The following is a 24,609-nucleotide window of genomic DNA, read 5'->3' as shown; positions in this document are numbered from 1 at the left end:
ATTCTTAAATCATTCATATAGCAAACTCTTCCCATTCCAATTCAACCTAACTTACACAGAATAAATACAGCGCTTATAAAAATGTTTCTATTGAGGTTAACATTTCGGATACTTTGAAAATAGAAGCACCCTATATTAACAATTAACCCAAGTAAGCTATTTAAAATGTCAAGATATTTGGTTATATTTGAGTAACACTTTACAACAAAGTCCCATATAAATTTACCGAGCTTATATGGGCATGCGATAATCAGCAAGCATATCTTCATGTCTGTATTCGGTATTTCTCTACCTGCGAACTTTAAAGTGCGAACAATTACAATAACATTTGCTCCTCGACAAAGCCGTCTAGTTAACCTCATAAAACCTTCAGTGTTTTTTAATGTTATTACAACACCATATTTAAGTTAACACATTTAAAGCTTTTGGATTATGAAACCAGTAAATAACGCTTCCGCTGAACCCACGCTTCTTTTTATTCCAGACATTAGTGGCTTTACCAAATTTGTAAATGAGACCGAAATATCTCATAGCCAACACATTATTACAGAACTCCTTGAAACGCTAATAGACGCCAATGAAATGGGGCTTCAAATTTCAGAAATTGAAGGGGATGCTATCCTTTTTTACCGAAAAGGCAAAAAGCCGACAGCTGTTGAAACCCTCGCTCAAGTACAGAGAATGTACATTAAATTTCATGCCTGCTTGAGAAGGTACGAATCGCAGAGGATATGCCAATGTGGCGCTTGCCTAAAAGCCAGCAACCTTAACATAAAATTTATTATTCATTATGGAGAGATCTCTATCAATCAAATAAAAACTATACCTAAGCTATTTGGAAAGGATGTAATCGTAGCGCACCGTCTTCTTAAAAATAACATTTCCATGAATGAGTATGTTTTAATTACAGATCAACTTATACAATCCTGCTCAACTTGGGTGGATATTGGACAAGTAGCTTGGGAAACACCAAGTCATGGAAAAGGAACCTACGACTTTGGAGATATTAAATATTGTTTCTTGTCTTTAGCCCCTTTAGAGTCCCATATCCCAAAACCAACAATTGATGATTACGCTCCAGAACCAAATATGAAACAAATTCTCTCTGTAGGTTCTGTAATAAATGCACCATTAGAACTTGTTTTTAATGTTGTTTCGGATCCTGAAGCAAAACACCTATGGGTACAACAAGTGAAAGGGAGTGATAAAACAAATGGCAAAATAGTTAAAAATGGCACTACACATCGATGTATTATGAATGGAGATGAAAAAGATCCGTTTTTCACTTCGCACAGTTTTAAAATAACAAAGGATTTTATAACCTGGATAGACACAAACCACACGTTTAATGCCGACATGGTAGTAAGTCTTAAACGCTTAGGGAAAGATGAAACAAAAACGCACATTACTGTTTTAAAAAAACTAAACCCCATTAAAAAACTGCTTTATAATTTATTTATGAAAAAAAGCTTTACACAATTCTATATAGCATCATTAAATAAGCTAAATACGTACTGTATAGATTTGAAAAAAAGAGGTGAGAAACACCCAGCAGGGATTTTACTGGAGCCTAGGAGTAAGGCTGTAGCATAAACATAATTAATTACATATCAATATTAGTAATACCCAATAGCTCTTGAGTCTTACTAAGGTATACCTTAATACGTTTGGTAAATTATTTATCTATCAGATCACCATTCTTATCATAATATTTAGAAGCACTTGGTGGCATAAAAAATGCTCGAGACAATGTTTCTTTTAATGATTCATTGTTGGACATGTTAAATAGTGCTGGTGAAATGGGGACAATCTCTGGCACATTACCAAATATTCTGGACAGCTTAAACAATAATAAGGGTTACACTTAGATCAAAAACCCTATGTTTTTAGAGCCTGTAAGTGCTAAACTTGATACTATTAGGAATAGGTTCAGACCACAAAGAAATGACTATATTGGTGAGGCTTGGCCCGAGAATGCTAATGTTTCCTTTTATTCTTATGTTTTTTTCCGCGGCCTTTACCTTTTTTAGCTTTTGTACCATTTTTTAATTGGTGAAACTCAGCAGAACCAGGTTTAATACCAAGCTGTTTAGCTATAACGCCCCAACCCTTAGATCGGTGAGTTTGGTAAACAGGCAAAACCCTATCTAAAGATACTCTGGCTATCTTGGAAATTTCCAAAGATAAGTATATATCTCCCGGTGTCATATTCAAATTTGCACTCATATAATTGAGTTTCTTTTCAGAGATATTGTAAGATAATTGCATATCTGACCTAAAAGCACTCATATTTGTTCGGGCTTGCGTGTTTATCAAATTTATATCTGCATCTAACCGCACACTCCCCGTATTAAAAGAGGTTTGAGCTGAAACAAGAAAAGAACTGAGTAAAAAAACAAATAAAAATAAATATTTCATGGGTTATTGATTGGGGTTAATATATTATTATGTACGATTATATTTGGGTTTTGGTTTAGACATTGACTTTTATTTATAATCATTATTCGACATAAAACTTTTAAATATCCGATATTGCATAAAACAACATAGAAGGAAAATTAATCATTCCACTCTATATTCTTTATAACAATTATTAAATCGATACCCACTCATTGATTAAATTTGGACAAAGATTCGAATAACTATTTCAGCAGCTATTTCCGGAGTGGTTTTAGAACTCTTCAGGTACTGTTCTATAGTGGTTCTTTAAATCATATTGATACCTTCTATCCCTGAAAAGATTACTTAAAATGACTTCCATGATGAGGCTCATCAAACTCTCCTACCTTTGCTTCCGTTTTATGTTTAACTTCACTAGGTGAGCATTTGTAACGCTTATAAAAACACTTTGTAAAATAAGAGGGACTACCAAATCCTACAGAATAGAAAATCTCAGACACTGTTTAAGAATTGTCTTTAATTAAGCCTATGCTTTTCCCAACCGAAACCATTTGATGTAATGGCTTGCGCAAACACCTTTTATTTCCCTTAACTTTCTATGGAGCTACGACCTACCGCCCCCATGCTTACGGATAATTCGCTTACCCCAATACGTTCCTGATGATAATTGTTTTCCAATACCCCATTGAGTTTCGACATAAACAATTCATCCATGGACTGTTGTGACCCCATACTATAAAAACCTACTTTTCAATTAACAATTTACTTGCCAACCATTATTTCCTATGCTTCCATATGCTTCTTTTTGCCGCTCTTCCTGCTTCTCCTAAAATTTCTTCTTTTAAATCTATTGGCTCCATGTTGTTCTTTTCTTTTTCTCGTTGAGCAGCCTGTTTTGCCTTATTATCGGAACGCTTTTTTTTTCTAACTTCCGATTTAGTTAAAGACCTTATGGGTTCCGGTTTGCCTTTTTCTTCCAAAATAATATTAATATCTATCTGATTTTCTATAGTCACTTCTTTTGTTTCAAAACCTGCATAACTAACAACCAATACACCGCCTTTCTTAATTTTTAAATAAAAGTTCCCGTCAAAATTTGTTTTTGTCATAATTGACGTACCTTTAATAACAAGTTCTGCCCCAATTAAAGCCAAACCGTTTATATCCGTTACGTTTCCCTCTAGTATCATGTCCTTTACAACATTGTCATTTACACCCTTATGATAATCATCACTTACAATTTGCCCTTCACTACCCAAAGAGATTATCAAGACGAAAAGAAGGAATAAAGTTTTCATGATTCATAATTTTGCTTTAAACAATATGTTTGTCCAATTGTAAATAGGTTATTTGTAAATAGTAAAATCAAAGATACAGTAACTATTATGCTACACTATCCGAAATTACAGTTCATAGACAATTTAGGATTAGTAACTTTCATTTAAAACACCTACCCTAAACGCAACTAATTTTTGAAATTTTAGGTTGTAACCAACACCTCCCAATATTGGCTATTACTCCATATTTAGTTTATTAACCAGTACTATAAACCTTGGATGAGTTTTAAGAGGTTCAAAATCTATATCAGATTTTATTTTTGGAAAATAATATTCCTTTTTTTCGTAGCTTTTTTCCAAAAGGTCCAAAGCCCTTTCCGTATCCCCTATAAACATGCACAACTCAGCCTTACCAATGCATCCATTTTTACCAGATTCCGAAAACTGATTTATATACCACTCCAAAACGCCTTCTATCCCTTGTGCTTTATATATTGCATCAATTTCACCAGGAGCATCTTTAAATTTGGAATTTTTTGCTTTTAGGGCTTCAACGGCTTTATCGTATTCATGTAATCTAACATTACTAAGAAAAATGTTCTTTAATCCTCTTTTTTCATTAAATTCTCGAGCTTTGGCCGATTCTTTTAACGCATTTTCAAATTCACCATTGTTGTAATAAATTGTTCCACTACTACTATAAAGAATAGGCGCATTGGGATTATATTTAATCGCCAAATCAATATGTTCCCTTGCTTCCTTTTTTCTCCCCAATAAATCCAGCAACTCAGCATAAAATTGATGAGCTCTTGAATTAGTAGGCTCCAAATTTAATGCTAATTTGAATTTATTTTCTGCACGTTTATAATCCCATTCATTAAAAAAATTGATTCCCAATACTGTATGTGCCAATGAAATGTTTTCATTGATTAAAAGTGCTTTTTCAGCATATACTTTCGCCTTTTCAAATCCTTCTTCTCTAGGATACCATCCCCACCACCCCATAACTTGGTATGCATCGCCCAAGCCGGCATAAGCTAGAGCATACAACGAATCTAATGCTATGGCCTCTTCAAAATATTTAATACTTCGTTTTAAGTCAGCCTCTGTTCGCCTATCCCAAAAAAAACGGCCCTTCAGGTATAAATTGTAAGCCTCAACATTTTTAGTGGGGGTCTCGGCTATTTTTTTCTCATCCGCAGGCGTCAATGTCACCGCTAGCTGATCCACAATTTCCCTGGCAACTTCGCTCTGCATCGAGAAGATATCTTTATATTGCCTTTCGTAGTGGTCGGACCAGATATGAACATCGTTCTTGGCATCAATAAGCTTCACCACAATACGGACTTCATCCGTTTGCTTTTGAACACTGGCCTCCAGCATATGGGTAATACCCAATTCTTTGGCTATTTCAGGAGTGGTTTTAGAATTCTTCCGGTACTGTTCCATCGTGGTTCGTGAGATCACATTAAAATTTTCTATCCCTGAAAGGCTACTTAATATGACATCCATAACACCGTCGGCGAAATATTGATCAGATGGATTATCACTAAGCGTCTTAAATGGAAGCACTGCTAAGGTAACCTTTCTGTTGGCCTTTCGCTCAGATGCTAAATCACCAACGATATAGGCCCCCATTCCCAACAATAACACTAAAACACCTAAAAAGGCACTCTTTTTTAAGCTAAATGAGGATAATTGTCTGGCCTTTCCATGGTGCTCCTTGACTCCATCCCCAAGTTCTGGTTTCTGCTTAACTTCACTGGGTGCACATTTATAGCGCTTATGAAAACACTTTGTAAAATATGAGGGGCTGTTAAACCCAACAGAATAGGCTATTTCAGAAACCGAAGACACATTGTTCTTTAGCAGTAGGTAGGCCTTTTGAAGCCTATAGGCCTTAATATACTCACTAGCCGTTTGTTCCTTTAACTCCCGCAACTTTCTGTGCAGTTTTGAGCGACTAACACCTGCCAATGAAGATAATTCTCTGACTCCAAAATGCTCATCTTGGTAATTTGCTTCCAAAATTTCATCAAGATTCGAAAGAAAAACTTGATCCATTGAAATCTGAGTATCCATGTCTTATTTGGTTCTTCAATAATTAATGTATGTTAATTTACATATAAAAATTATTTGGACAAAAATTTAGAGCCAAACAACCTCACTATCAGGGCAATTGGATTTTAACACACCCTTTACAAAACTTGACACATAGTTTACAAGATTTGAAACATGTCAATCCGTAAAAAGCATAAGTAAGCTTTAATTTTAAATAGTAGCCTTTTGTTTAACTAAAAATTAAAATAAAATGAAAACTTTAAAATTATTACTTATTACATGCTGTTTAATTTGCGCAACAACAGCATGTGAAGAGAACCACGATCTAATAACTGAAGACAGCATCAATGCTTTAAGCTCTCAGGCCAAATCATCTAAACAACTAAAGCTTCCATATAAAGCCAAAATGTTTACAACGGCAGCAGAGGACGCCCCCTCTGGAACATGTACATTTAATTCTCCCACCGATTTCTGGAGGCCCGAACATCAAATTGGAAAGGGTAACGCCACATATATTGGAAATTTCACCACCAACTTGGAATTTTGTTTTCACATCGTACTGAACGACCAAGGACAACCTGATTTTAGAGCTGGATTTGGTGAATTTACTGGAGCCAGTAACATTATAGAAGCCAATAACGGCGATAAGCTATTTACATCAGGCAGTGGCGGAAAACTAATGCCTATCCAAGATGAGACTTATATTTTTGAATTTGTAAACATCATTACTATTACTGGCGGTACTGAACGTTTTGAAAATGCATCTGGTGAAATTGTCAGTATCGGTCGTGTGAGAATAGATGGCACTGGAACTGACCATATCCAAGAAGGAACCATTATTTTAAATAATTAACCAATAGATGAACAATCTAAAAATATAGATATTATTAATTATCCATTTAACTAAAAACGACATAAAATGAAAACTTTAAAATTATTACTTATTATATACTGTTTAATTTTTACCGTAACTGCGTGCGAAGAAAACCAGGACCTAATAACTGAGGACAATTTAACCGAATTGAACATGCAGGCCAAATCATCTAAACAAGTGGAAGTGCCATTTAAGACCAAACTATTTACAGGTCAAGCTGAAGACGCCCTTACTGTTATATGTTCAGTTAATTCCCCAACCGACTTCTGGGCTCTTGAGCATCAAGTAGGTGGTGGTAACGCCACGCATCTTGGAAATTTCACTACCGATTTAAAATTTTGCTTCCACGTTGTATTTGATGAGCAAGGTAACCCAGATCCTGAAGGGGGTTTTGGTGAATATGGTACAGTGGAAGGATACATGGAAGCCGCAAATGGTGACAGATTATTTGTCACAACTCCTGGAAGCATACTTATCCCCATTCAAGATGACTTTTATGCTTTTAAGTTTGAAGATATTTGCATTATCGGTGGAGGCACAGGACGATTTGAAAATGCTTCTGGTGAACTCAATATCAATAGTCGTGTAAGAATCGATGGCACCGGAACCGATCATAAATGGGAAGGCACTATTTTTTTAAAATAGATTTTTGTAAGTTCTAGGCAGATAAAAATTAGGAGAGGTTTATAAAATTAACTTTGTTGTTTTATAAACCTTTCCTATTTGCTGCGTGCTACGATTTGGCCTTTTCAATATCACACCCCTAAAACTGTTGAATTAGGGCGAATAAAAAACTTCCAAAAAACAAAAAAGCATCCCCATTTTCTAAAAAGAAAAAAGGAAAGCTTTCCATTGGAACACCAAATTTCACTCTGGTATTACTACACTCCCAAATTAACTTTGGGAACAACACAACTTCTTTTACTTGCCAAAAAAAGCCCTAATCTCTTAGAGCTTTTAGCAATTTGGCGGTCTGGACGGGACTCGAACCCGCGACCTTCGCCGTGACAGGGCGACATTCTAACCAACTGAACTACCAGACCGTTGCTTTATTGCGGTTGCAAATATACACGCCTTTTTTTATATCTCAAATCTTTTTTAATTTTTTTTGAATATTTTTTTTAGTTGGTACCCGATTATAACACTTGCCTTTTACCAAAACCAAGCATAACCACTAAAAAGCTATAAGCAACCTGCTGATTTTCAATAAAAACAACCTCTAAGCAAACTTTTGCCGCTCCACCAAATAGGTTGTCAGAATATTATTAAGTCCCTTGTTAATATCAGCTTCAACATATTTTATTTTGTATTGTGCACACTTTAGACGCAACGCTGTAAAATAATCCTTAACGGCTTCTCTATAATTTTCTTTGATAGAATCGGCATACAAATTAATATATTCACCGGTTTCTACATCTACAAAACGCTTGGGCTTATTGTCAAAATTAAATTCCAGTTCTTTTGATTTGTCGAAGACATGAAACAATACCACTTCATGTTTGTTGTATTTTAAATGCCTTAGCGCCTCAAAAAGTTTCACTTCATCTTCTGAAGCCTGAAACATATCGGTAAACAAAAATATTAGCGAACGTCTATGAATTTTTTCAGCAATTTCATGCAAGTATTTATAAGTTTCGGTTTTCTTATTTTTGGGTTTTGAAACTACAGCTTCTCTCAAATGGCTCAACAACATTTGATGGTGTCGCTCACTCCCTTTTTCAGGAGCATAATAATCGTAATCATCGCTATAGATACTTAACCCAACAGCATCACGCTGCTTTTTAAAAATTTGCATTAATGCTGCAGATGCTAAAGCTGAAAAACCAATTTTATTTAAACGTTCAAGAGAAACCGAACTATACATAGGATAATGCATGGAACTGCTGTTATCCAAAATGATATGGCAACGCAGGTTGGTTTCGTCGTCGTAACGTTTGGTATAGAGTTTATCGGTTTTGCCAAATAGCTTCCAATCTATATGTCGGGTGCTTTCGCCTTGATTATAAATTTTATGCTCAGCAAATTCAGCAGAAAAACCATGAAAAGGACTTTTATGCATCCCGGCAATAAAACCTTCAACCACTTGTTTAGCAAGTAATTCCAAGTTTTTAAAACCTTCTGTTTTATTAAGTTCGTTTTGTAAATCTATTGCCATTGGTTCCTTATTTTTTTTCCTTTGTACACGCCATCGGCAGCCTGCAGCAATTTGTTCTTTAGCACTTGCGGAAAGTTAGGGTTTTCATTTAAAAAGGTTTCCACCACCTCATAAGCGTAGGGCGAACTATAACTCCCTATTGTCGCATTGAGCCATGATTTTGGAAAAAATATATCACCCGTTTTTTGAATTTCTTCCGTTAACCCCAAACACATCTTTAAATGCTTTTCTGCCGAATTTTGTCGTAACGGATGGTGTATATTGTACAAGGCCGAAACGACCCAACTTTCCTTTTCACGATTTTCGGCCTGGGTCAAAGATTTCATAAAATTATCTCTTAACTGCTCGTTTGCAGACAAAGATGGCAACAAAAACTCAAACCGCTTTTTTCTATCGGGGTTAGAAATATCATTTAAAGCTTCATGCAAAATTGTTTCAGCATCTGGGTGTTCATAAATAGAAAGAGCCACCGCCAAACAAGTATAATCGTTTTCGTTGAGGTTAAGATTACTAATTTTCAAGGATCTATCCCAGATTCCATAAAGCATCTCACGCCCCGAAGGCAAATAGGCTATGCTCTTAAAACATCCAAAAGTCGTTTTTTTCAATCCAGATGGAAGTGATTTATCCAATAAACGCTGTGATAATTTGGATTCGATAATTTGCGCCAGTCCATCGCGTTTTTTAGGATTGATATATTTCCAAAAAATGGCCAAACAGTATCCTGAAACCATGCTTAAAACAAGTTCGTTCTCTTCGACCAACATACCCTTAACCAAAGTTTCCAAAGCCACTTCTGGCTTTATCTTGCCCAGCAGTACGTTCTCATATAAATTGATATAGCTATAGCCCCTAGCTACATCGTCATGAATATCGGGAATAGCAGAGGCTTCCAGATGACCCATTGGAAACACGCCGTAGCCAAAAGCATCATAATTATAAATAATAGACTGTGGTTTTTTACAACCCACCAAAGTCGTAATATTTTGAGCTTTCCGTTTGAAACTTACCGGAACTACCTTTACGGAATCTGCATACACCAACCCAACAGAAAATCGTTGTGGCCAAAGGTTTTCACTGCCATCTTCTGCATGCTGCTCAATATTGAAAGATTTAATTTTATCATCTTTAAACACTACATTATCGGTTATCACAGGTCGACCAGATTGATAAACCCATACTTCACTCCATCGCTTTAAATCAAGATTGGTTTCGGCATCCAACAGTGAAACCAAATCATTCCAATCGGCATTACCATCAGCAAACTGCTTTATATAATTCTGCATACCTTTTTTAAAGCCTGACTCGCCCACCAAAGCCTCCAATTGCCTCATCATAATGGGTGATTTGTGGTAAATAATATTGCCATATAGCGTGCCGGCGTTCTTTAAATTATCGAGCGGTTGCTTGATGGGTGTGGCACCCTTGGTGCGGTCTTCGCTATAAGCACTGGCATAATGCTCGACAATAAAATTGAGGCTATGATTCACTTCAGGAAATGCTGGCCGCGAAATTTTATCGGCCAAAAAATTGGCAAATACCTCTTTTAGCCACACATCGTCAAACCACTTCATGGTCACTAAATCGCCAAACCACATATGGGCTGTTTCGTGGGCGATTAAGCGGCAACGGTTTAGTTTTTGGCTTTGGGTGGCATACCGATCTAAAAACAACGACGATTCCTCATACTGAACAGCCCCTACATGCTCCATACCCCCATATTGATGCCCTGGAATGGCCACGAAATCCAATTTTTGAAATGGAAATGGGTACTGGGTGTAATCTTCTAAAAATAAAATCGATTTCTCGTGGTATTCAAAAATAGGCCCTAAACTGGCCTGTATTTTTTTAGCATCGGTTTCCCTATACAGGAAATCCATATTAAATCCGTCTAAAATTTCGCTTGTTTTTTCAAACTCACCAGCAACAAAAGAGAACAAATAAGTACTCATTAAATCGGAAGTTTTGAACCTATATTTTATGGTGTTTTCAACTTCTTTTTCTGCTTCCAATTCCCCCCCACTAAGCACCCGCCAATGCTTTGGCACCATAACATCAAGCACATAACGGGCTTTAATATTGGGCTGATCAAAACAAGGAAACAGGGTACTGGCACGATCGGGCACCAAAAGGGTGTACAGGAAATCGTCGTTTCGGTTCAGTGATTGTTCGCCAGCATCAAAAAGGATGTTAATTTGGTTTTTCCCAATCTTTAAATGTTCTGTGGCCACTATGATATGCTCCTGTTCGTGAACGATTTTAATGGGTTTTCCGTTCACTAAAATACCTTTCAAAAGTGCACTATCAGCATTAAAATCCAAATACAACGGATGGCTCAAATCCTTTATCGTTAAACTTAAATTGAGTTTTGCGTCGATGGCTTCAGATTTTGCCTCTCGAATATCAAAAGACAGTGCATACACCACATCGCTTACCTGTTGCTTTCGGTAATTGGCCAAATCCAACGAAATACCTGGACCTAACAACGATATTGTTTCTTCCTCTACACATGAAACCAATAAAGAAAACATTAAAATTAAAACAGCTATTTTCTTCATTTAAGACAATTAATTTAACCATAAAAATAAGAAAAGGCACGATTCCATTATGCCTTTTTGGTTAATTTAACTGGCATTTGTTAAATAACGGCATCAACAATTCCGTATTGAAGCGATTCTTCTGCACTCATCCAATGGTCGCGGTTAAAATCTTTCATTACTTTTTCAAAATCCTGTCCACAATTATCGGCTAGTATTTTGGCACTTAGTTCTTTGGTTTTTAAAATTTCCTGTGCCGTAATTTCTATATCGCTAGCTTGGCCACGGGCACCTCCACTTGGCTGGTGTATCATAACTCTAGCATGTGGCTGTATAAACCGTTTCCCTTTTGTACCCACAGAAAGCAAAATAGAACCCATTGAGGCCGCCAAACCCGAACAAATGGTAGACACATCACTTTTTAAAGACTTTATACAATCGTACATAGCAAAGCCAGAAGTTACATATCCGCCAGGACTGTTGATATATAAATGGATGTCTTTAGTCTCCAAAGCATCTAAATAGAGTAGCCGGTCTATGACGTGTTTTGCAGACTTATCATCCACCTGACCCCACAAAAATACTTTACGCTCTTCAAGCAATTTAACATCGATGGTATCTTGCACTTTTACTGTTTTGCTCATAGTTTAATTTATTTTGCATCTAAAATAAAAAAAGGTTTGCTCTGTTAGCAAACCTTTTTAATTTTCTTTTTCATTTATATTTTATCCTTTTTCGGACATTAAGACCTAATCATCAACAACTTTCTTAAGAACTGCGGCTCTTACAAAAGTGAATCGATAGCGTCTGTGTATGCGTTTTTAGGAGCAACACCAACTTGTCTTCCAACAACTTCTCCATTTTGGAACACCAATACAGTTGGAATGTTTCTAACCCCATATTTTGCTGCAAATTCCTGATTGGCATCAACGTCAACTTTCCCTACAACGGCCTTACCATCGTACTCCTCACTTATTTGTTCAATGATTGGCCCAACCATTCTACATGGTCCACACCAAGCTGCCCAAAAGTCTACCAATACTGGTTTGTCACTCTTTAATACCGTTTCCTCAAACGTCGCATCTGTTATCTCTAATGCCATAATATTTATGTTTTATATGTTGTCAATTAATTTTTACTCTACAAAATTAGTCAAAAAAAACTCTAAACTTTACAATCCTACAATTTGTTTTACTTATGGCTTTATCGATTCGCATTATTACACTATACATACAGTACATTACAAATTATAAACTTACAAAAACCTATTTATTTCCACTTATCCATGAAATTAAAATTAAATATTGAATACCTTTGCAGCTTTTTATTAAACAACATATTTAACCGCTAACATGAAAACAGTAAGTGTTATCATTCCTGCTTACAATGAAGAAAATTCGATAGCACGTGTTATTAAAGACATCCCTAGTTTGGTTAGCGAAATTATTGTTGTTAGCAACAATTCTACCGACAACACCGAATGTAACGCAAAAAAAGCCGGAGCCACTGTTTTAACCGAAACTAGAAAAGGCTATGGATATGCCTGTTTAAAGGGACTAGATTACATCAATCAAAAAAAAGAAAAACCTGATATTATAGTTTTTCTCGATGGCGATTACAGTGATTACCCACAAGAGCTCACAAAAATAATAGCCCCAATACTCGAAAACAATATCGATTTTGTAATCGGTGCTCGTACAAAAGCACTTAGGGAAGCTGGATCCATGACCACACCTCAAATTCTTGGAAATTGGCTAGCAACCAAACTAATGCGTTTGATTTTTAGCGCTAAATTTACCGACCTCGGCCCCTTTAGAGCTATAAAATACAACAAACTCATGGCCCTTAACATGGAGGACAAAACCTATGGTTGGACCGTAGAAATGCAGCTTAAAGCACTAAAACAAAAACTAACATACACAGAAATTCCCGTAAATTACAGAAATAGAATTGGGGTGTCAAAAGTTTCAGGCACGTTAAAAGGTGCTATATTTGCAGGAATAAAAATCTTGGGATGGATTTTTAAATACAGTTTTAAAAAATGATTTTAGAAACAGTAATTATTACAATCTACAGCATTTCGCTTTTTCTTATATTTTTGTATGCTTTAGCGCAACTCAACTTGCTGTTCAACTATCTGTCTGCAAAAAAGACAAAAGACAACAGCCCAAAGCTAGATTTATCGAATCCTGAAGAAGTGCCCTATGTAACCATTCAACTTCCTGTTTATAACGAAATGTATGTCATGGATAGGTTGTTAGATAATATCGCCAAAATTGATTACCCATACCACAAACTAGAGATACAGGTACTTGACGATTCTACTGACGAAACGGTTTATAGCACCAAACAACATATTGAAAAATTACAAGCCAAAGGTCTGGACATTAAACATATTACCAGAACCGATCGCAAGGGGTTTAAAGCAGGGGCATTAAAGGAAGGATTGAAAATTGCAAAAGGCGACTTAATTGCTATTTTCGACTCAGATTTCTTGCCAAAACCCAACTGGCTAAAACAAACCGTACCTTATTTTAAGGACGAACAAATAGGCGTTGTTCAAACCCGATGGGGGCACATAAACCGCAACTATTCCCTACTTACCAAAGTACAGGCATTTGCATTGGACGCCCACTTTACATTAGAACAAGTTGGAAGAAACAGCAAAGGCCATTTCATCAATTTTAATGGTACTGCCGGTCTATGGCGAAAAACATGCATTATTGATGCTGGAAACTGGGAGGGCGACACCCTTACCGAAGATTTAGACTTAAGCTACCGTGCCCAACTTAAAAAATGGAAATTTAAATATTTAGAAAATGTTGAAACGCCTGCCGAGCTTCCCGTAGTAATAAGTGCAGCACGTTCGCAACAATTTAGATGGAACAAAGGAGGCGCCGAAAATTTTAGAAAAATGCTTGGCCGAGTTATAAAAAATCATAATATCTCGCTAAAAACAAAAATTCATGGCTTGTTGCACCTTTTAAACAGCACCATGTTTTTAAATGTACTTATTGTTGGCATTTTAAGTATCCCCATGCTATACATTAAAAACGAATATGCGCATTTATACGCCTATTTTTATGTCATGAGCTTTTTCGTTCTAAGCACTATTATTTTCTTTATTTGCTATTGGTTTATGTACAAAAACACCTACGGGAATGGCTTTAAGAATTTCATTAAATACATTGGTATGTTTTTTGTCTTCTTCTCCATAGCCATGGGCTTTTCGCTACACAATTCCATTGCTGTTTTAGAAGGGCATTGGGGCAAAAAATCCGAATTCGTACGTACGCCTAAATTCAATATCAGTAAATACAAAGACAACTGGAAAAACAACAAATACATAAAACAAACTGTGTCGGCACATGTCGTTTTCGAAGGCTTGCTCATGCTCTACTTTGGTTTTGGCATGTACAGTGCCTTTATAGTAGGCAACCAAGGTGGCGATTTCGGACTCTTTCCGTTTCACCTTATGCTATTTATCGGTTTTGCTTATGTGTTTTTCAAATCCATCTCATCTAAAGTATAATTATATTGGGCGTTACCACAAGGGTCGCGCTTTTCATTGCTAGTTTAGGCTCGATGCGCGCCTCGCCAAAAGCTATCCATTGCAATCGCTAACGCGAAAAAACAGCTAACCTTAAACTACAAATTAGCACTATATTTACACCGTGCTATTAAATACAACATTTTTAAAACTTTACAAGTGGCCATTGCTAATGGCACTGTCTTGTGCCTTTTTTTACTTTTCGTTCGCCTACCATATAGTACGCACCGACTATGTGAAACTGATAATGCTTTACACCGCCCTATTTGTACTATTTTTCAAACTGATACAAATATTTCAACATAACCTAAAACTACTCACCTATTTATCATTTGCTTTTAGGGCCTTTTTTATTTTGGCTACCCCAAACCTATCACAAGATTTTTATCGTTTTATTTGGGACGGACGCATGATTCTACAAGGCTCAAACCCTTACCTTTCCACTCCACTATCGTTTATTAGTAACAATCTATTTCCTATACCGCAAGCTCACGAACTTTACATCGGCATGGGCAACCTAAACGCCAGCCACTTCACCAATTACCCGCCCATAAACCAACTTTGTTTTAGCATAGCGGCCTTGTTTGCGGGCAAAAACATTATGGGGTCGGTTGTAGCTTTACGCTTAATTATTATCGCTGCCGACTTTGGCACACTCTTTTTTGGCAAAAAACTCCTTAAAAAACTAAAACTTCCTACTTACCATATCTTTTGGTATATTTTAAATCCGTTTATCATTATTGAGCTTACTGGGAACCTTCATTTTGAAGGACTAATGATTTTCTTTTTATTCTGGAGTTTATACTTGCTTCATTCTGGAAGGTGGCAATGGGCAGCCTTGGTTTTGGCTTTATCGATTTCCACAAAATTAATACCGCTTATTTTTTTACCCTTGTTTTATCAGTGGTTTATGAAGCAACCTGACCAGAACAAAAAGATGAAGCCGTCGCTGCATCCTCGAAATAAGGCAGATTACGAAATTCTGAAACAAGCTCGATATAACGAAAACAAAACGTGGATTACTATCTTAGTAAGAATGTTACGATTGGCTTGGTTTTATACCATTATTCTCGGAGCTACTGTGCTACTTTTTGTACCGTTTTACACTTCAGAATTTATAAAAAACTACTCCCAAACCGTTACGCTTTGGTTTCAAAAATTCGAGTTTAATGCCAGCCTATATTATTTGGCAAGAGAAATTGGATATAGCTTTCGAGGATATAATGAAATCGCAATCATTGGCAAATACACCGCAATTTTGGTCTTTATTTTTGTTTTAGGCCTAAGCTTTTTTAGGAAAAACAAATCCACCGCACAACTTATAACTGCTATGTTATTGGCCTTATCTTTTTATTACTTTACGGCAACTACCGTACATCCTTGGTACGTGGCCACACTTTTAGCCTTATCAGTGTTTACGAAATATAAGTTCCCATTAATTTGGAGTTTTGCCATTATAGTTAGCTATTTAGCATACGCAGATACCAATAGTGCCTATAAGCATGAAAATTTATGGATTATTGCACTTGAGTACACCATAGTTTATGTCGTATTTGTTTGGGAATTGCTCTTGAAAAAGAACACTTTAAATAAAGTCCTTATTCAATAATAAATTATTTACACCTTTTCTAAAAATGTAATCGTGTTAATTTCGTCTTCATCCTCATTTCCATATTCATCTTTAGTGACTTTAATTGCTTTGGTAAAAGTGATTTTAAACTTAGTACCTACCAAATCATCCGAATTCAGGTTAAATGCTTTTAACACCTCTTGCTTTACATTTTGAAAGGTTAAGGTGTGCTCCATATCATCTTTGCCCTTTATAACAAAATTATAACCATACTCTACTTTTCCATCAAAAACAGCGTAGACTACTAGGCCTTCTTGGCTCGAAATCGCTTCAAGCGGAATACTACGATGAGAGGCTGAAGAAAAACCTGTATGCACACAAAAAGCAACTAAAAAACTGCTTAATAAAAATATTGTTTTTGTTTTCATAACCTTACTATTTAAATTTTCAAACAAGAAGAACCCAACTAATAAATAACTTAAAATCAATTAATTAAAAAACACGCATTAATCATTTATTATTTCAACGAAAAACTGAAAAATTTCACAATAAATGTATCGACCAACTCAATAATAGCTGCCTATTGATTTTTAAAAATGTCTTGGGGAGTTTTGAAGCTTTTAAACTCCAGCATATATTCGTTGGGATCTTTAATAAAAAAAGAATAGTGTTGCCCCACTTTGCCTTTTAAAAAAGTAGATTCTGTTACCAAATCAAGATTTTGCTCCTTCAGTTTGTCATAGATGCGCTTCCAGTTTTCATTTTCCAATACAATTCCAAAATGAAAAGCAGGAAGAATTTTACCTTCAAAAACATAATTAGGACTTTGAAAATTAAACTTTCCGGCTTTTGTAAAGGTAATTTGATGGCCGTATAAATTTACATCAATCCAATTTTGGGACACACGCCCCAAGGTCGCACCAATGCCGGTGTAAAAACTGCTGGTCTCCCTTACACTCTTGCAAGGTAAAGACAGGTGAAACGCTGTTTGCATAACGCATAAACTAGAGGGGTTTTAAACTTTCAACTCTATAAATAACATCGTCTCCATCTTCATCTTCAACAAATGTTATTCTAAAATTTTTATCAACTAAGCTTTTGTCGTTTTTTAAATCAAATTGTTTTAAAACGCGCGGATGAACCTCTTCAAAAGAGAGTTCCTCGCCATTTTCAAACCAAAAATTAAAGTAACCGTTTTTGTAGGACTTAAAAACAGCTGTTCTCATGGCACTATATTTTTTTATTCGTTATCGTCGTCTGAATCTTCATCGGTAATCTCTGGCTCTTGAATGGCATCCGGATCGTTATCGTCAAAATCTTCATAATCGTCTTCATCATAATTTTCCATAGTCATTGCCAGTTTGGTGCTTACTTTTACCAAATACTTGGTGTCGGCCGTAACGACCTCAACGGCTTCAATGATTTCGTTATGCTGATTTCTAAACGATATGATTTGGTCGTCATCGTAACCATCAGGGTAGCGTTCTACAAGCAATGCCAATATCTCTGGGGTTAATTTTTTAAAATCTACAATGACACGTTTTAAATTATCATTTCTATTTTTCATTAGATTGATTTTTTCTTGATTAGGGTAACAATTATTTTTTGTTGTTCTAAAGATAATATTTATGATTATTTTTTTCGAATTACATCATAAAAATCTTTTCTTCTGTCTTTCAAATTTTTTACGGCACCAAAAGCGTGCAGCTCTCTAAGCAAACTCAAATCGACATCGGCAACCAATATCATTTCGGTATTTGGTGTGGCTTCTGCTTTTATACCATTGCTGGGAAATGAAAAATCGCATGGCGTAAATACTGCCGATTGCGCATATTGGATATCCATATTGTTTACGTTTGGCAAGTTACCTACACTTCCTGCAATAGCCACATAGCATTCGTTTTCAATGGCTCTGGCCTGCGCACACAAACGCACCCGCGAGTAGCCGTTTTGTGTATCGGTTAAAAAGGGTACGAATAAAATATCCATACCTTCTTCGGCCAACAAACGCGACAACTCCGGAAACTCAGAATCATAGCATATTAAAATCCCTATTTTTCCGCAATCAGTATCGAAGGTTTTTAGTTTATTCCCTCTTTGCATGCCCCATACTTTCGCTTCATCGGGGGTTACATGTATTTTTTCATAACGTTCTACACTGCCATCCCTACGACACAAATACCCCACATTGTAGAGTTTATCGTCAACCACTTCTGGCATACTACCCGAAATGATATTTATATTGTATGAAATGGAAAACTCCTTGAGCTTGTTTACGGTGGTTTCGGTAAACTTGGCCAACGCCCTTATGGCGTCTGGTTCGTGTAAATGATTAAATTCTGCCATCAAAGGGGCATTAAAAAACTCCGGAAACATAGCAAAATCTGAGCGGTACGCGGCAAGACTATCAATAAAATATTCGGCTTGCTGCATTAAATCATCCAAGCTTTTATACGGACGCATTTGCCACTGGATTAATCCTAACCTTACCACCGTTTTAACCGTACTGGCTTTTTTACTGGGCTTAACATAATTTATATTATCCCATTCCATTAAAACCGCATATTCATTCGAGGCCGTATCACCTTCCAAATATCCTTTTAAAACTCTCACTGGATGAAAATCGTTGGATATTTGAAAGTTTAAAACCGGATCGTGAATTTCCTTTTGCTTTACCTTTTCTATGTACTGCTTTGGAGTAAGTTCCTTGTGTTTGTGATAATTGGGCATCCTACCCCCAAAAACAATACTTTTTAGGTTTAGTTTTTCGCATACTTCCTTCCTATAATCGTATAGTCGCCTACCTAAACGCAAGCCCCGATATTGTGGTTTTATAAATACATCTATACCGTATAGCACATCGCCATAAGGATTGTGATTTTTGAACGATTCCCCTTCAATAATATCATTATAGGTATGATCATCATCAATGCTATCGAAATCTACAATAAGCGAAAGGGCACACCCCGCAATATCGCCATCTACCAAAATAACCACTTGCCCTTCTGGAAATATTGAGGTTAGCTCGGCAATATGCTGCCTTTTCCAATAGGAATTAAGTACGCCTGCATAAGACTCGAGTGTTGCTATCTTAAGTTCTTCAAAATCATCAACAGTAAGATAACGAAGCTCTACGTTTTCTATGTTTTCAATTTTAGACATCACCAACCCAATAGATAAGCAAAAATTAAAGGCGCAACAATAGTAGCATCACTCTCTACAATAAATTTAGGCGTGTCAATATCGAGTTTCCCCCAAGTTATTTTTTCGTTTGGAACGGCCCCAGAATACGACCCATAACTGGTTGTAGAATCGCTTATTTGACAAAAATAGCTCCAAAATGGTGTGTCGGTACGTTCCATATCTTGGTACAACATGGGCACAACACAAATTGGAAAATCACCAGCTATGCCTCCACCAATTTGGAAAAAACCTATGCCTTTTTTAGAATTATCGGTATACCAATCAGCCAAAAAGGCCATGTACTCAATACCCGATTTCATGGTACTGGCTTTCAATTCGCCTTTTAAAACATAACTCGCAAAAATATTGCCCATAGTACTGTCTTCCCAACCAGGAACCACGATAGGCAAATTCTTTTCGGCTGCAGCGTACATCCAGGAATCTTTCAAATCGATTTCGTAGTATTCTTCCAACACGCCAGACAACAACATTTTATACATATACTCATGCGGAAAATACCGTTCGCCTTTGGCTTCAGCCTCTTTCCAAATTTCAAAAATATGCTTTTGCAACCTACGAAAAGCTTCTTCTTCCGGAATACAAGTATCGGTTACACGGTTTAATCCTTTTTCCAATAAATCCCATTCTTCCTTGGGCGTTAAATCCCGGTAATTAGGCACGCGTTTGTAATGCGAGTGCGCCACAAGATTCATGATATCTTCTTCTAAATTGGCTCCCGTACAAGAAATAATGTGCACTTTATCTTGACGAATCATTTCGGCAAAACTTTTACCCAATTCAGCCGTACTCATAGCTCCAGCTAACGACACCAACATTTTAGCCCCGTTGCTTAGTTGTGCTTCGTAGCCTTTGGCGGCATCAACCAGTGCAGCAGCATTGAAGTGCAAATAGTGTTTTTCAATAAATTGAGAAATAGGTCCTTTAGTAGTTATCATCGTCAACAAATTTTGAATGGTTATTTTTTTTATCTGTTTCGCTAAATGCGTTATCGTAATCGTCTTCAACGGCCTCATCCAAAAACTTATAACTCAACATTTTGTAATATAGTTTAGCCGCTAAAAAATCGGATGATTTTTCCTTCTTATTGGGGCACAGTTCCACAATATCAAACCCAACTACATTTTTTTCAGCAAAAACCTGCTTTAAAAAATCCAAGGTTTCATACCATAAAAGGCCTCCAGGCTCAGGAGTTCCCGTGCTTGGCATAATTGATGGGTCGAAGGCATCCAAATCGAATGTTATGAATACATTATCTGTCATTTGGTCGATGGCTGAATCCATCCAAGAATCATCAATGGTCAACTCGTGTGCAAAATAGGTTTTATCTTCATCCATTACGGTTTTTTCCATGATATCCATAGAGCGAATCCCAACTTGAATTAAGTTTGTGCTTTGGCTAGCCTCGTAAACTGCACAAGCATGGTTACAGGTGGTGCCGTCATATTCTTTACGCAAATCGGCATGCGCATCGATGTGAAGCACCGTTAAATTGGGGTACATTTCGTTAAATGCACGTATGGTTCCTATTGAAATCGAGTGTTCACCACCAAAAATGGTAACAAACTTATTCTTTTTGATATATTTTTTGGTGACAGCATGCACTGCTTCCACCATAGCTTCGGGTGATGTGTTTTCGGTAACCGCATTGGCCAAAAATACGCCTTGTTGGTATACTTCGGTACCCGTTTCAATATCGTAAAGCTCCATGTTTTCTGAGGCTTCCAAAAAAGCCATTGGCCCTTTATCGGCACCTTTTTGCCATGTACTTGTACCATCATAAGGTACGGGTATTAGAACAATTTTTGCTTGCTCTAGTTTTGCGAATTCCTCTGGAATTCCTGCATAGGTTTTCATTTTTTGTTTTTATTTTTTTGTTAGGTCAGTTTGTGCATCAACCGCATCATTCTGATAACCTAAAATTTTTAGTAAATCTTCACTCTTTTGTTGTTCGCTAAACAGCTTTGTTGTCAGTTTTCCGTTTTCATCACTGTCGATTAAAACATGTTTCGGCGACGGAATCAAACAGTGCTGTAAGCCCCCAAAACCGCCAATGGTTTCTTGGTAAGCCCCCGTATTAAAAAAGCCAATATATAGCGGTTTTTCTTTGTTGTACTTTGGCAAATAAATGGCATTCATGTGCTGCTCGCTATTGTAATAATCGTCACTATCGCAAGTTAGGCCACCCAAAAGTACGCGCTCGTAACTGTCTTGCCAACGGTTTACAGCCAACAAGATAAAGCGTTTGTTAATAGCCCAAGTATCAGGTAAAGTGGTAATAAACGACGAGTTAATCATATTCCACTTTTCGCGGTCGTTTTGTTGCTTCTGATATAACACCTCGTAAATAGCACCGCCACTTTCCCCAACGGTAAAACTACCAAACTCGGTAAAAATATGTGGTACATCTACCTCTTCCTCTTCGCAAGTTAATTTGATTTGGTTAATGATTTCGTCAATCATATATTCATAATCAAACTCAAACCCTAATGAGTTTTTTATTGGGAAACCACCACCAATATTGAGGCTATCTAATGTTGGGCAAATTCTTTTTAAATTGATATACACCCTCAAACATTTTAGCAGTTCATTCCAATAATACGAATTGTCGCGTATGCCCGTATTGATAAAAAAGTGCAGCATTTTGAGTTCGACTTTTTTATTATTGGCAATTTGACTTTTGTAAAACGGTACGATGTTTTTATAGCCAATACCCAAACGTGATGTATAAAACTCGAATTTTGGTTCTTCCTCTGATGCAATACGAATACCCACTTTAAACTTGCCGTCAATTTCTTTTGACAGCAAATCTATTTCTTCGTAATTATCAATAATCGGGATGGCGTTTTTGTGCCCGTTATTTATAAGTCGCGCTATATTGGTTACGTACTGCGCCCGTTTAAAACCATTGCTTATAACATAAGTTTTGTTTGTTATTTTGCCTTCCTCCTTTAAGCGCTCAACAATATCAATATCGAAAGCCGAAGAGGTTTCAATATGAATATCGTTCTTTAGAGCCTCGTCCATTACATGCTTAAAATGCGAACTTTTTGTACAATAACAATAATGATATTGCCCTTTATAATTATGCTTTTTTATAGCATGTGCAAACCACACTTTCGCTCGGTTTATGTTGTTTGATATTTGTGGTAAATAGGTGAATTTTAACGGTGCCCCATACTGCTTAACAAGTTGCATTAAATCAATATCATGAAAATTCAACTGTCCTTTATCTACTTTAAATTCTTCCTGTGGAAAATCAAAAGTTTGATTAATTAAATCAATATATTTTGTATTCAATTTATTTTTTATTTAAAATTTTAAATATGTAATTAATAGATTAACTACAAGTTAAGATAACAAAAAATAAACAATATCAAATCTGAATTTCACGCTGGGTTGTGGGCGCGAAAGCGTATTCGTGCTGCACGGCGTATATAGGAGAAACGGAAGTTAGCTTTAAAATTCGGTTGCTTAATCTGTAAGCTGCTTTTGAATATGACTTCCTAATTTTCAAAAGCCCGAACACAGAAACAGGTTTCAAATTGTTCAGCTAAAAGTGCGGCAAATGTAATTTATTTTTTAATACACCAAACTTTTTTAATATTTTTTTTCGAATTCAGTGTCTGGGGTTAAAATCTGGTTTTTAAGGTGTTACCAAAAGGAGCAGGCTAAAAAGTTTATCTTGAGCAATTCGACTTCGCTCAACACAGGCTTAAGACGAAAGACTGCAAGCCCTCAGTCATCGAGATCACTAAGGGCTTTTTTCTCCTATCCCTAACGCTCTCCCAGTTACCGTTTAGCCGTCACTAAACTACAAAGTACCCCGATTGGCCTGTTCACGCTCAATGGCTTCAAATAGGGCTTTAAAATTTCCTGCACCAAAACCACGTGCGCCCATACGCTGTATAATTTCGAAAAACAACGTGGGCCTATCCTCTACCGGTTTTGTAAATATTTGTAACAAGTAACCTTCCTCATCGGCATCAATCATAATGCCTAATTCTTTAAGTGTTTCAATATTTTCCCTAAGCTCATGGCTGTGTTCCTCCAACCTACCAGGCACCGCTTTGTAATAAGTTTCCGGAGGTTTAGACAAAAACTCAACACCTCGCGCCCTTAGTTGTGATACCGTATCAATGATATCATCGGTGGCCACGGCAATGTGCTGTACACCAGCGCTTTCATAAAAATCGAGATATTCTTCTATTTGAGATTTCTTTTTTCCTTTTGCTGGTTCGTTAATTGGAAATTTTATGCGGCCATTGCCGTTGCTCATCACTTTGCTCATCAGCGCCGAATATTCGGTATGGATTTGCTTATCGTCAAACGATAAAAAGTTTTCAAACCCCATCACGTCTTCATACCACTTTACCCATTTGTTCATTTGCCCCCAACCTACATTACCAACCATGTGGTCGATATATTTCAAACCAACAGTACTTGGATTATAATCACTTGTCCAAGGTCTAAAACCAGGCAAAAATATACCGTTATAGTTTTTACGCTCTACAAACATATGCACGGTTTCGCCGTAGGTATAAATCCCAGAGCGCACTACCTCACCGAACTCGTCTGTTTCAACCATTGGTTCCATATACGATTTGGCTCCCCGACTGGTAGTTTCCATATAAGCTTTACGGGCATCTTCCACCCAAAGGGCAATAATTTTTACGCCATCGCCGTGTTTTACAATATGCTCGTTTATGGACGATTTACTGTTTAGCGGTGTGGTTAATACCAATTTTATTTTGTCCTGTTTCAGCACATAGCTCACCGTATCTTTTGAACCTGTTTCCAAACCTCGGTACGCAAAAGACTGAAAGCCAAATGCTGTTTTATAAAAGTGTGCCGCTTGTTTGGCATTGCCCACATAAAACTCCACATAATCGGTACCTAAAAGGGGCAAAAAATCTTGGGCGCCTTCAAAAATTTTCTCCAACCCATAATTTACTGATTCTATATTCTTACTCATTGTTTTATT

23 protein-coding genes and 1 tRNA gene are annotated in these 24,609 nt (G+C 36.6%); 6 read left to right on the top strand and 18 right to left on the bottom strand.

The genetic code is table 11. The annotated features are described in order from the left end of the window. The first annotated feature begins 432 nt into the window (after window positions 1-432). On the top strand, window positions 433-1,593 hold the full coding sequence (locus GSB9_02509; protein UKM65937.1) for a DUF2652 domain-containing protein: 1,161 nt from the start codon (window positions 433-435) through the stop codon (window positions 1,591-1,593). 384 nt (window positions 1,594-1,977) lie between these two features. On the opposite strand, the gene GSB9_02507 is transcribed toward GSB9_02509, so the two are convergent. The 4 genes from GSB9_02507 to GSB9_02505 all read right to left on the bottom strand — a co-directional run bounded on the left by GSB9_02507 (window position 1,978) and on the right by GSB9_02505 (window position 5,759). After that, the gene (locus tag GSB9_02507; GenBank protein ID UKM65935.1) at window positions 1,978-2,418 is read right to left on the bottom strand and encodes a hypothetical protein; all 441 of its coding nucleotides are present in this window, start codon (window positions 2,416-2,418) and stop codon (window positions 1,978-1,980) included. A gap of 570 nt (window positions 2,419-2,988) precedes the next feature. Next, window positions 2,989-3,132 (bottom strand): hypothetical protein, encoded by a 144-nt coding sequence (locus tag GSB9_03345; GenBank protein UOR30051.1) that lies wholly within the window; start codon window positions 3,130-3,132, stop codon window positions 2,989-2,991. Between the two features lie 44 nt (window positions 3,133-3,176). Beyond that, window positions 3,177-3,698 (bottom strand): carboxypeptidase-like regulatory domain-containing protein, encoded by a 522-nt coding sequence (locus tag GSB9_02506; protein ID UKM65934.1) that lies wholly within the window; start codon window positions 3,696-3,698, stop codon window positions 3,177-3,179. A gap of 216 nt (window positions 3,699-3,914) precedes the next feature. Then, a complete protein-coding gene (locus GSB9_02505; GenBank protein UKM65933.1) occupies window positions 3,915-5,759 on the bottom strand; it encodes a helix-turn-helix domain-containing protein in 1,845 nt (614 codons plus the stop codon). A 229-nt stretch (window positions 5,760-5,988) separates the two neighbouring features. Here GSB9_02505 and GSB9_02504 point away from each other — a divergent pair, with 229 nt between their 5' ends. Then, window positions 5,989-6,591, top strand: a complete 603-nt coding sequence (locus GSB9_02504) for a hypothetical protein (GenBank protein UKM65932.1) — start codon at window positions 5,989-5,991, stop codon at window positions 6,589-6,591. 174 nt (window positions 6,592-6,765) lie between these two features. After that, window positions 6,766-7,257 carry a hypothetical protein gene (locus GSB9_02503; protein UKM65931.2) on the top strand — a complete coding sequence of 164 codons (492 nt, stop codon included), beginning with the start codon at window positions 6,766-6,768 and terminating at the stop codon, window positions 7,255-7,257. A 321-nt stretch (window positions 7,258-7,578) separates the two neighbouring features. Here the strand turns inward: GSB9_02503 and GSB9_02502 are convergent. The 5 genes from GSB9_02502 to trxA all read right to left on the bottom strand — a co-directional run bounded on the left by GSB9_02502 (window position 7,579) and on the right by trxA (window position 12,406). Continuing rightward, a tRNA-Asp gene (locus GSB9_02502) sits at window positions 7,579-7,655 on the bottom strand. Between the two features lie 176 nt (window positions 7,656-7,831). Continuing rightward, window positions 7,832-8,761 (bottom strand): DUF58 domain-containing protein, encoded by a 930-nt coding sequence (locus GSB9_02501; GenBank protein ID UKM65930.2) that lies wholly within the window; start codon window positions 8,759-8,761, stop codon window positions 7,832-7,834. Then, window positions 8,758-11,325: a M1 family aminopeptidase gene (locus GSB9_02500; GenBank protein ID UKM65929.1), complete on the bottom strand. Its 2,568-nt coding sequence runs from the start codon at window positions 11,323-11,325 to the stop codon at window positions 8,758-8,760. Before GSB9_02500 ends, GSB9_02501 begins: the two co-directional genes overlap by 4 nt. A gap of 80 nt (window positions 11,326-11,405) precedes the next feature. Continuing rightward, complete coding sequence (locus GSB9_02499) at window positions 11,406-11,948, bottom strand: ATP-dependent Clp protease proteolytic subunit (GenBank protein UKM65928.1); 543 nt, start codon at window positions 11,946-11,948, stop codon at window positions 11,406-11,408. A 140-nt stretch (window positions 11,949-12,088) separates the two neighbouring features. Beyond that, entirely contained in the window at window positions 12,089-12,406 is a 318-nt protein-coding gene (trxA, locus tag GSB9_02498; GenBank protein ID UKM65927.1) for a thioredoxin, read from the bottom strand. Window positions 12,407-12,656: 250 nt separating this feature from the next. Here trxA and GSB9_02497 point away from each other — a divergent pair, with 250 nt between their 5' ends. From GSB9_02497 to GSB9_02495, 3 genes are all read left to right on the top strand, one after another. Then, complete coding sequence (locus GSB9_02497; protein UKM65926.1) at window positions 12,657-13,349, top strand: glycosyltransferase family 2 protein; 693 nt, start codon at window positions 12,657-12,659, stop codon at window positions 13,347-13,349. Continuing rightward, complete coding sequence (locus GSB9_02496; GenBank protein UKM65925.1) at window positions 13,346-14,836, top strand: glycosyltransferase family 2 protein; 1,491 nt, start codon at window positions 13,346-13,348, stop codon at window positions 14,834-14,836. The genes GSB9_02497 and GSB9_02496 overlap by 4 nt, the downstream gene beginning before the upstream one ends. A gap of 142 nt (window positions 14,837-14,978) precedes the next feature. Beyond that, window positions 14,979-16,463, top strand: a complete 1,485-nt coding sequence (locus GSB9_02495) for a mannosyltransferase (GenBank protein ID UKM65924.2) — start codon at window positions 14,979-14,981, stop codon at window positions 16,461-16,463. Between the two features lie 8 nt (window positions 16,464-16,471). Here the strand turns inward: GSB9_02495 and GSB9_02494 are convergent, their stop codons facing one another. The 9 genes from GSB9_02494 to hppD form a co-directional block, all read right to left on the bottom strand. After that, a complete protein-coding gene (locus GSB9_02494; GenBank protein ID UKM65923.1) occupies window positions 16,472-16,852 on the bottom strand; it encodes a hypothetical protein in 381 nt (126 codons plus the stop codon). A gap of 152 nt (window positions 16,853-17,004) precedes the next feature. Beyond that, a complete protein-coding gene (locus GSB9_02493) occupies window positions 17,005-17,418 on the bottom strand; it encodes a bleomycin resistance protein (GenBank protein UKM65922.1) in 414 nt (137 codons plus the stop codon). Between the two features lie 10 nt (window positions 17,419-17,428). Further along, window positions 17,429-17,650, bottom strand: coding sequence for a hypothetical protein (locus GSB9_02492; GenBank protein ID UKM65921.1), 222 nt, complete (start codon window positions 17,648-17,650; stop codon window positions 17,429-17,431). Between the two features lie 14 nt (window positions 17,651-17,664). Further along, window positions 17,665-17,991, bottom strand: a complete 327-nt coding sequence (locus tag GSB9_02491) for a hypothetical protein (GenBank protein ID UKM65920.1) — start codon at window positions 17,989-17,991, stop codon at window positions 17,665-17,667. Window positions 17,992-18,056: 65 nt separating this feature from the next. Beyond that, a complete protein-coding gene (locus tag GSB9_02490) occupies window positions 18,057-19,586 on the bottom strand; it encodes a GNAT family N-acetyltransferase (protein UKM65919.1) in 1,530 nt (509 codons plus the stop codon). Then, a complete protein-coding gene (locus GSB9_02489; protein ID UKM65918.1) occupies window positions 19,586-20,563 on the bottom strand; it encodes a deoxyhypusine synthase family protein in 978 nt (325 codons plus the stop codon). The genes GSB9_02490 and GSB9_02489 overlap by 1 nt, the downstream gene beginning before the upstream one ends. Beyond that, on the bottom strand, window positions 20,550-21,482 hold the full coding sequence (gene speB / locus GSB9_02488) for an agmatinase (GenBank protein UKM65917.1): 933 nt from the start codon (window positions 21,480-21,482) through the stop codon (window positions 20,550-20,552). Before speB ends, GSB9_02489 begins: the two co-directional genes overlap by 14 nt. Before the next feature lie 9 nt (window positions 21,483-21,491). Continuing rightward, complete coding sequence (locus GSB9_02487) at window positions 21,492-22,925, bottom strand: arginine decarboxylase (protein ID UKM65916.1); 1,434 nt, start codon at window positions 22,923-22,925, stop codon at window positions 21,492-21,494. 514 nt (window positions 22,926-23,439) lie between these two features. Beyond that, window positions 23,440-24,600 (bottom strand): 4-hydroxyphenylpyruvate dioxygenase, encoded by a 1,161-nt coding sequence (gene hppD / locus GSB9_02486; protein ID UKM65915.1) that lies wholly within the window; start codon window positions 24,598-24,600, stop codon window positions 23,440-23,442. Window positions 24,601-24,609: the final 9 nt, after the last annotated feature.

It is taken from the genome of Flavobacteriaceae bacterium GSB9, assembly GCA_022749295.1.
Classification (GTDB): domain Bacteria; phylum Bacteroidota; class Bacteroidia; order Flavobacteriales; family Flavobacteriaceae; genus Flavisericum.
This window is presented reverse-complemented; position numbering and strand designations above follow the sequence as displayed.

What these genes read in the sequence shown, in the direction of transcription:
- hppD (UKM65915.1), bottom strand. Translation starts at nt 24,600, where the DNA reads ATGAGTAAGAATATAGAATCAGTAAATTATGGGTTGGAGAAAATTTTT.
- GSB9_02493 (UKM65922.1), bottom strand. Translation starts at nt 17,418, where the DNA reads ATGCAAACAGCGTTTCACCTGTCTTTACCTTGCAAGAGTGTAAGGGAG.
- GSB9_02500 (UKM65929.1), bottom strand. Translation starts at nt 11,325, where the DNA reads ATGAAGAAAATAGCTGTTTTAATTTTAATGTTTTCTTTATTGGTTTCA.
- GSB9_02494 (UKM65923.1), bottom strand. Translation starts at nt 16,852, where the DNA reads ATGAAAACAAAAACAATATTTTTATTAAGCAGTTTTTTAGTTGCTTTT.
- GSB9_02506 (UKM65934.1), bottom strand. Translation starts at nt 3,698, where the DNA reads ATGAAAACTTTATTCCTTCTTTTCGTCTTGATAATCTCTTTGGGTAGT.
- GSB9_02489 (UKM65918.1), bottom strand. Translation starts at nt 20,563, where the DNA reads ATGATAACTACTAAAGGACCTATTTCTCAATTTATTGAAAAACACTAT.
- GSB9_02509 (UKM65937.1), top strand. Translation starts at nt 433, where the DNA reads ATGAAACCAGTAAATAACGCTTCCGCTGAACCCACGCTTCTTTTTATT.
- speB (UKM65917.1), bottom strand. Translation starts at nt 21,482, where the DNA reads ATGAAAACCTATGCAGGAATTCCAGAGGAATTCGCAAAACTAGAGCAA.
- GSB9_02491 (UKM65920.1), bottom strand. Translation starts at nt 17,991, where the DNA reads ATGAAAAATAGAAATGATAATTTAAAACGTGTCATTGTAGATTTTAAA.
- GSB9_02507 (UKM65935.1), bottom strand. Translation starts at nt 2,418, where the DNA reads ATGAAATATTTATTTTTATTTGTTTTTTTACTCAGTTCTTTTCTTGTT.
- GSB9_03345 (UOR30051.1), bottom strand. Translation starts at nt 3,132, where the DNA reads ATGGGGTCACAACAGTCCATGGATGAATTGTTTATGTCGAAACTCAAT.
- trxA (UKM65927.1), bottom strand. Translation starts at nt 12,406, where the DNA reads ATGGCATTAGAGATAACAGATGCGACGTTTGAGGAAACGGTATTAAAG.
- GSB9_02499 (UKM65928.1), bottom strand. Translation starts at nt 11,948, where the DNA reads ATGAGCAAAACAGTAAAAGTGCAAGATACCATCGATGTTAAATTGCTT.
- GSB9_02496 (UKM65925.1), top strand. Translation starts at nt 13,346, where the DNA reads ATGATTTTAGAAACAGTAATTATTACAATCTACAGCATTTCGCTTTTT.
- GSB9_02505 (UKM65933.1), bottom strand. Translation starts at nt 5,759, where the DNA reads ATGGATACTCAGATTTCAATGGATCAAGTTTTTCTTTCGAATCTTGAT.
- GSB9_02503 (UKM65931.2), top strand. Translation starts at nt 6,766, where the DNA reads ATGCAGGCCAAATCATCTAAACAAGTGGAAGTGCCATTTAAGACCAAA.
- GSB9_02490 (UKM65919.1), bottom strand. Translation starts at nt 19,586, where the DNA reads ATGTCTAAAATTGAAAACATAGAAAACGTAGAGCTTCGTTATCTTACT.
- GSB9_02497 (UKM65926.1), top strand. Translation starts at nt 12,657, where the DNA reads ATGAAAACAGTAAGTGTTATCATTCCTGCTTACAATGAAGAAAATTCG.
- GSB9_02504 (UKM65932.1), top strand. Translation starts at nt 5,989, where the DNA reads ATGAAAACTTTAAAATTATTACTTATTACATGCTGTTTAATTTGCGCA.
- GSB9_02492 (UKM65921.1), bottom strand. Translation starts at nt 17,650, where the DNA reads ATGAGAACAGCTGTTTTTAAGTCCTACAAAAACGGTTACTTTAATTTT.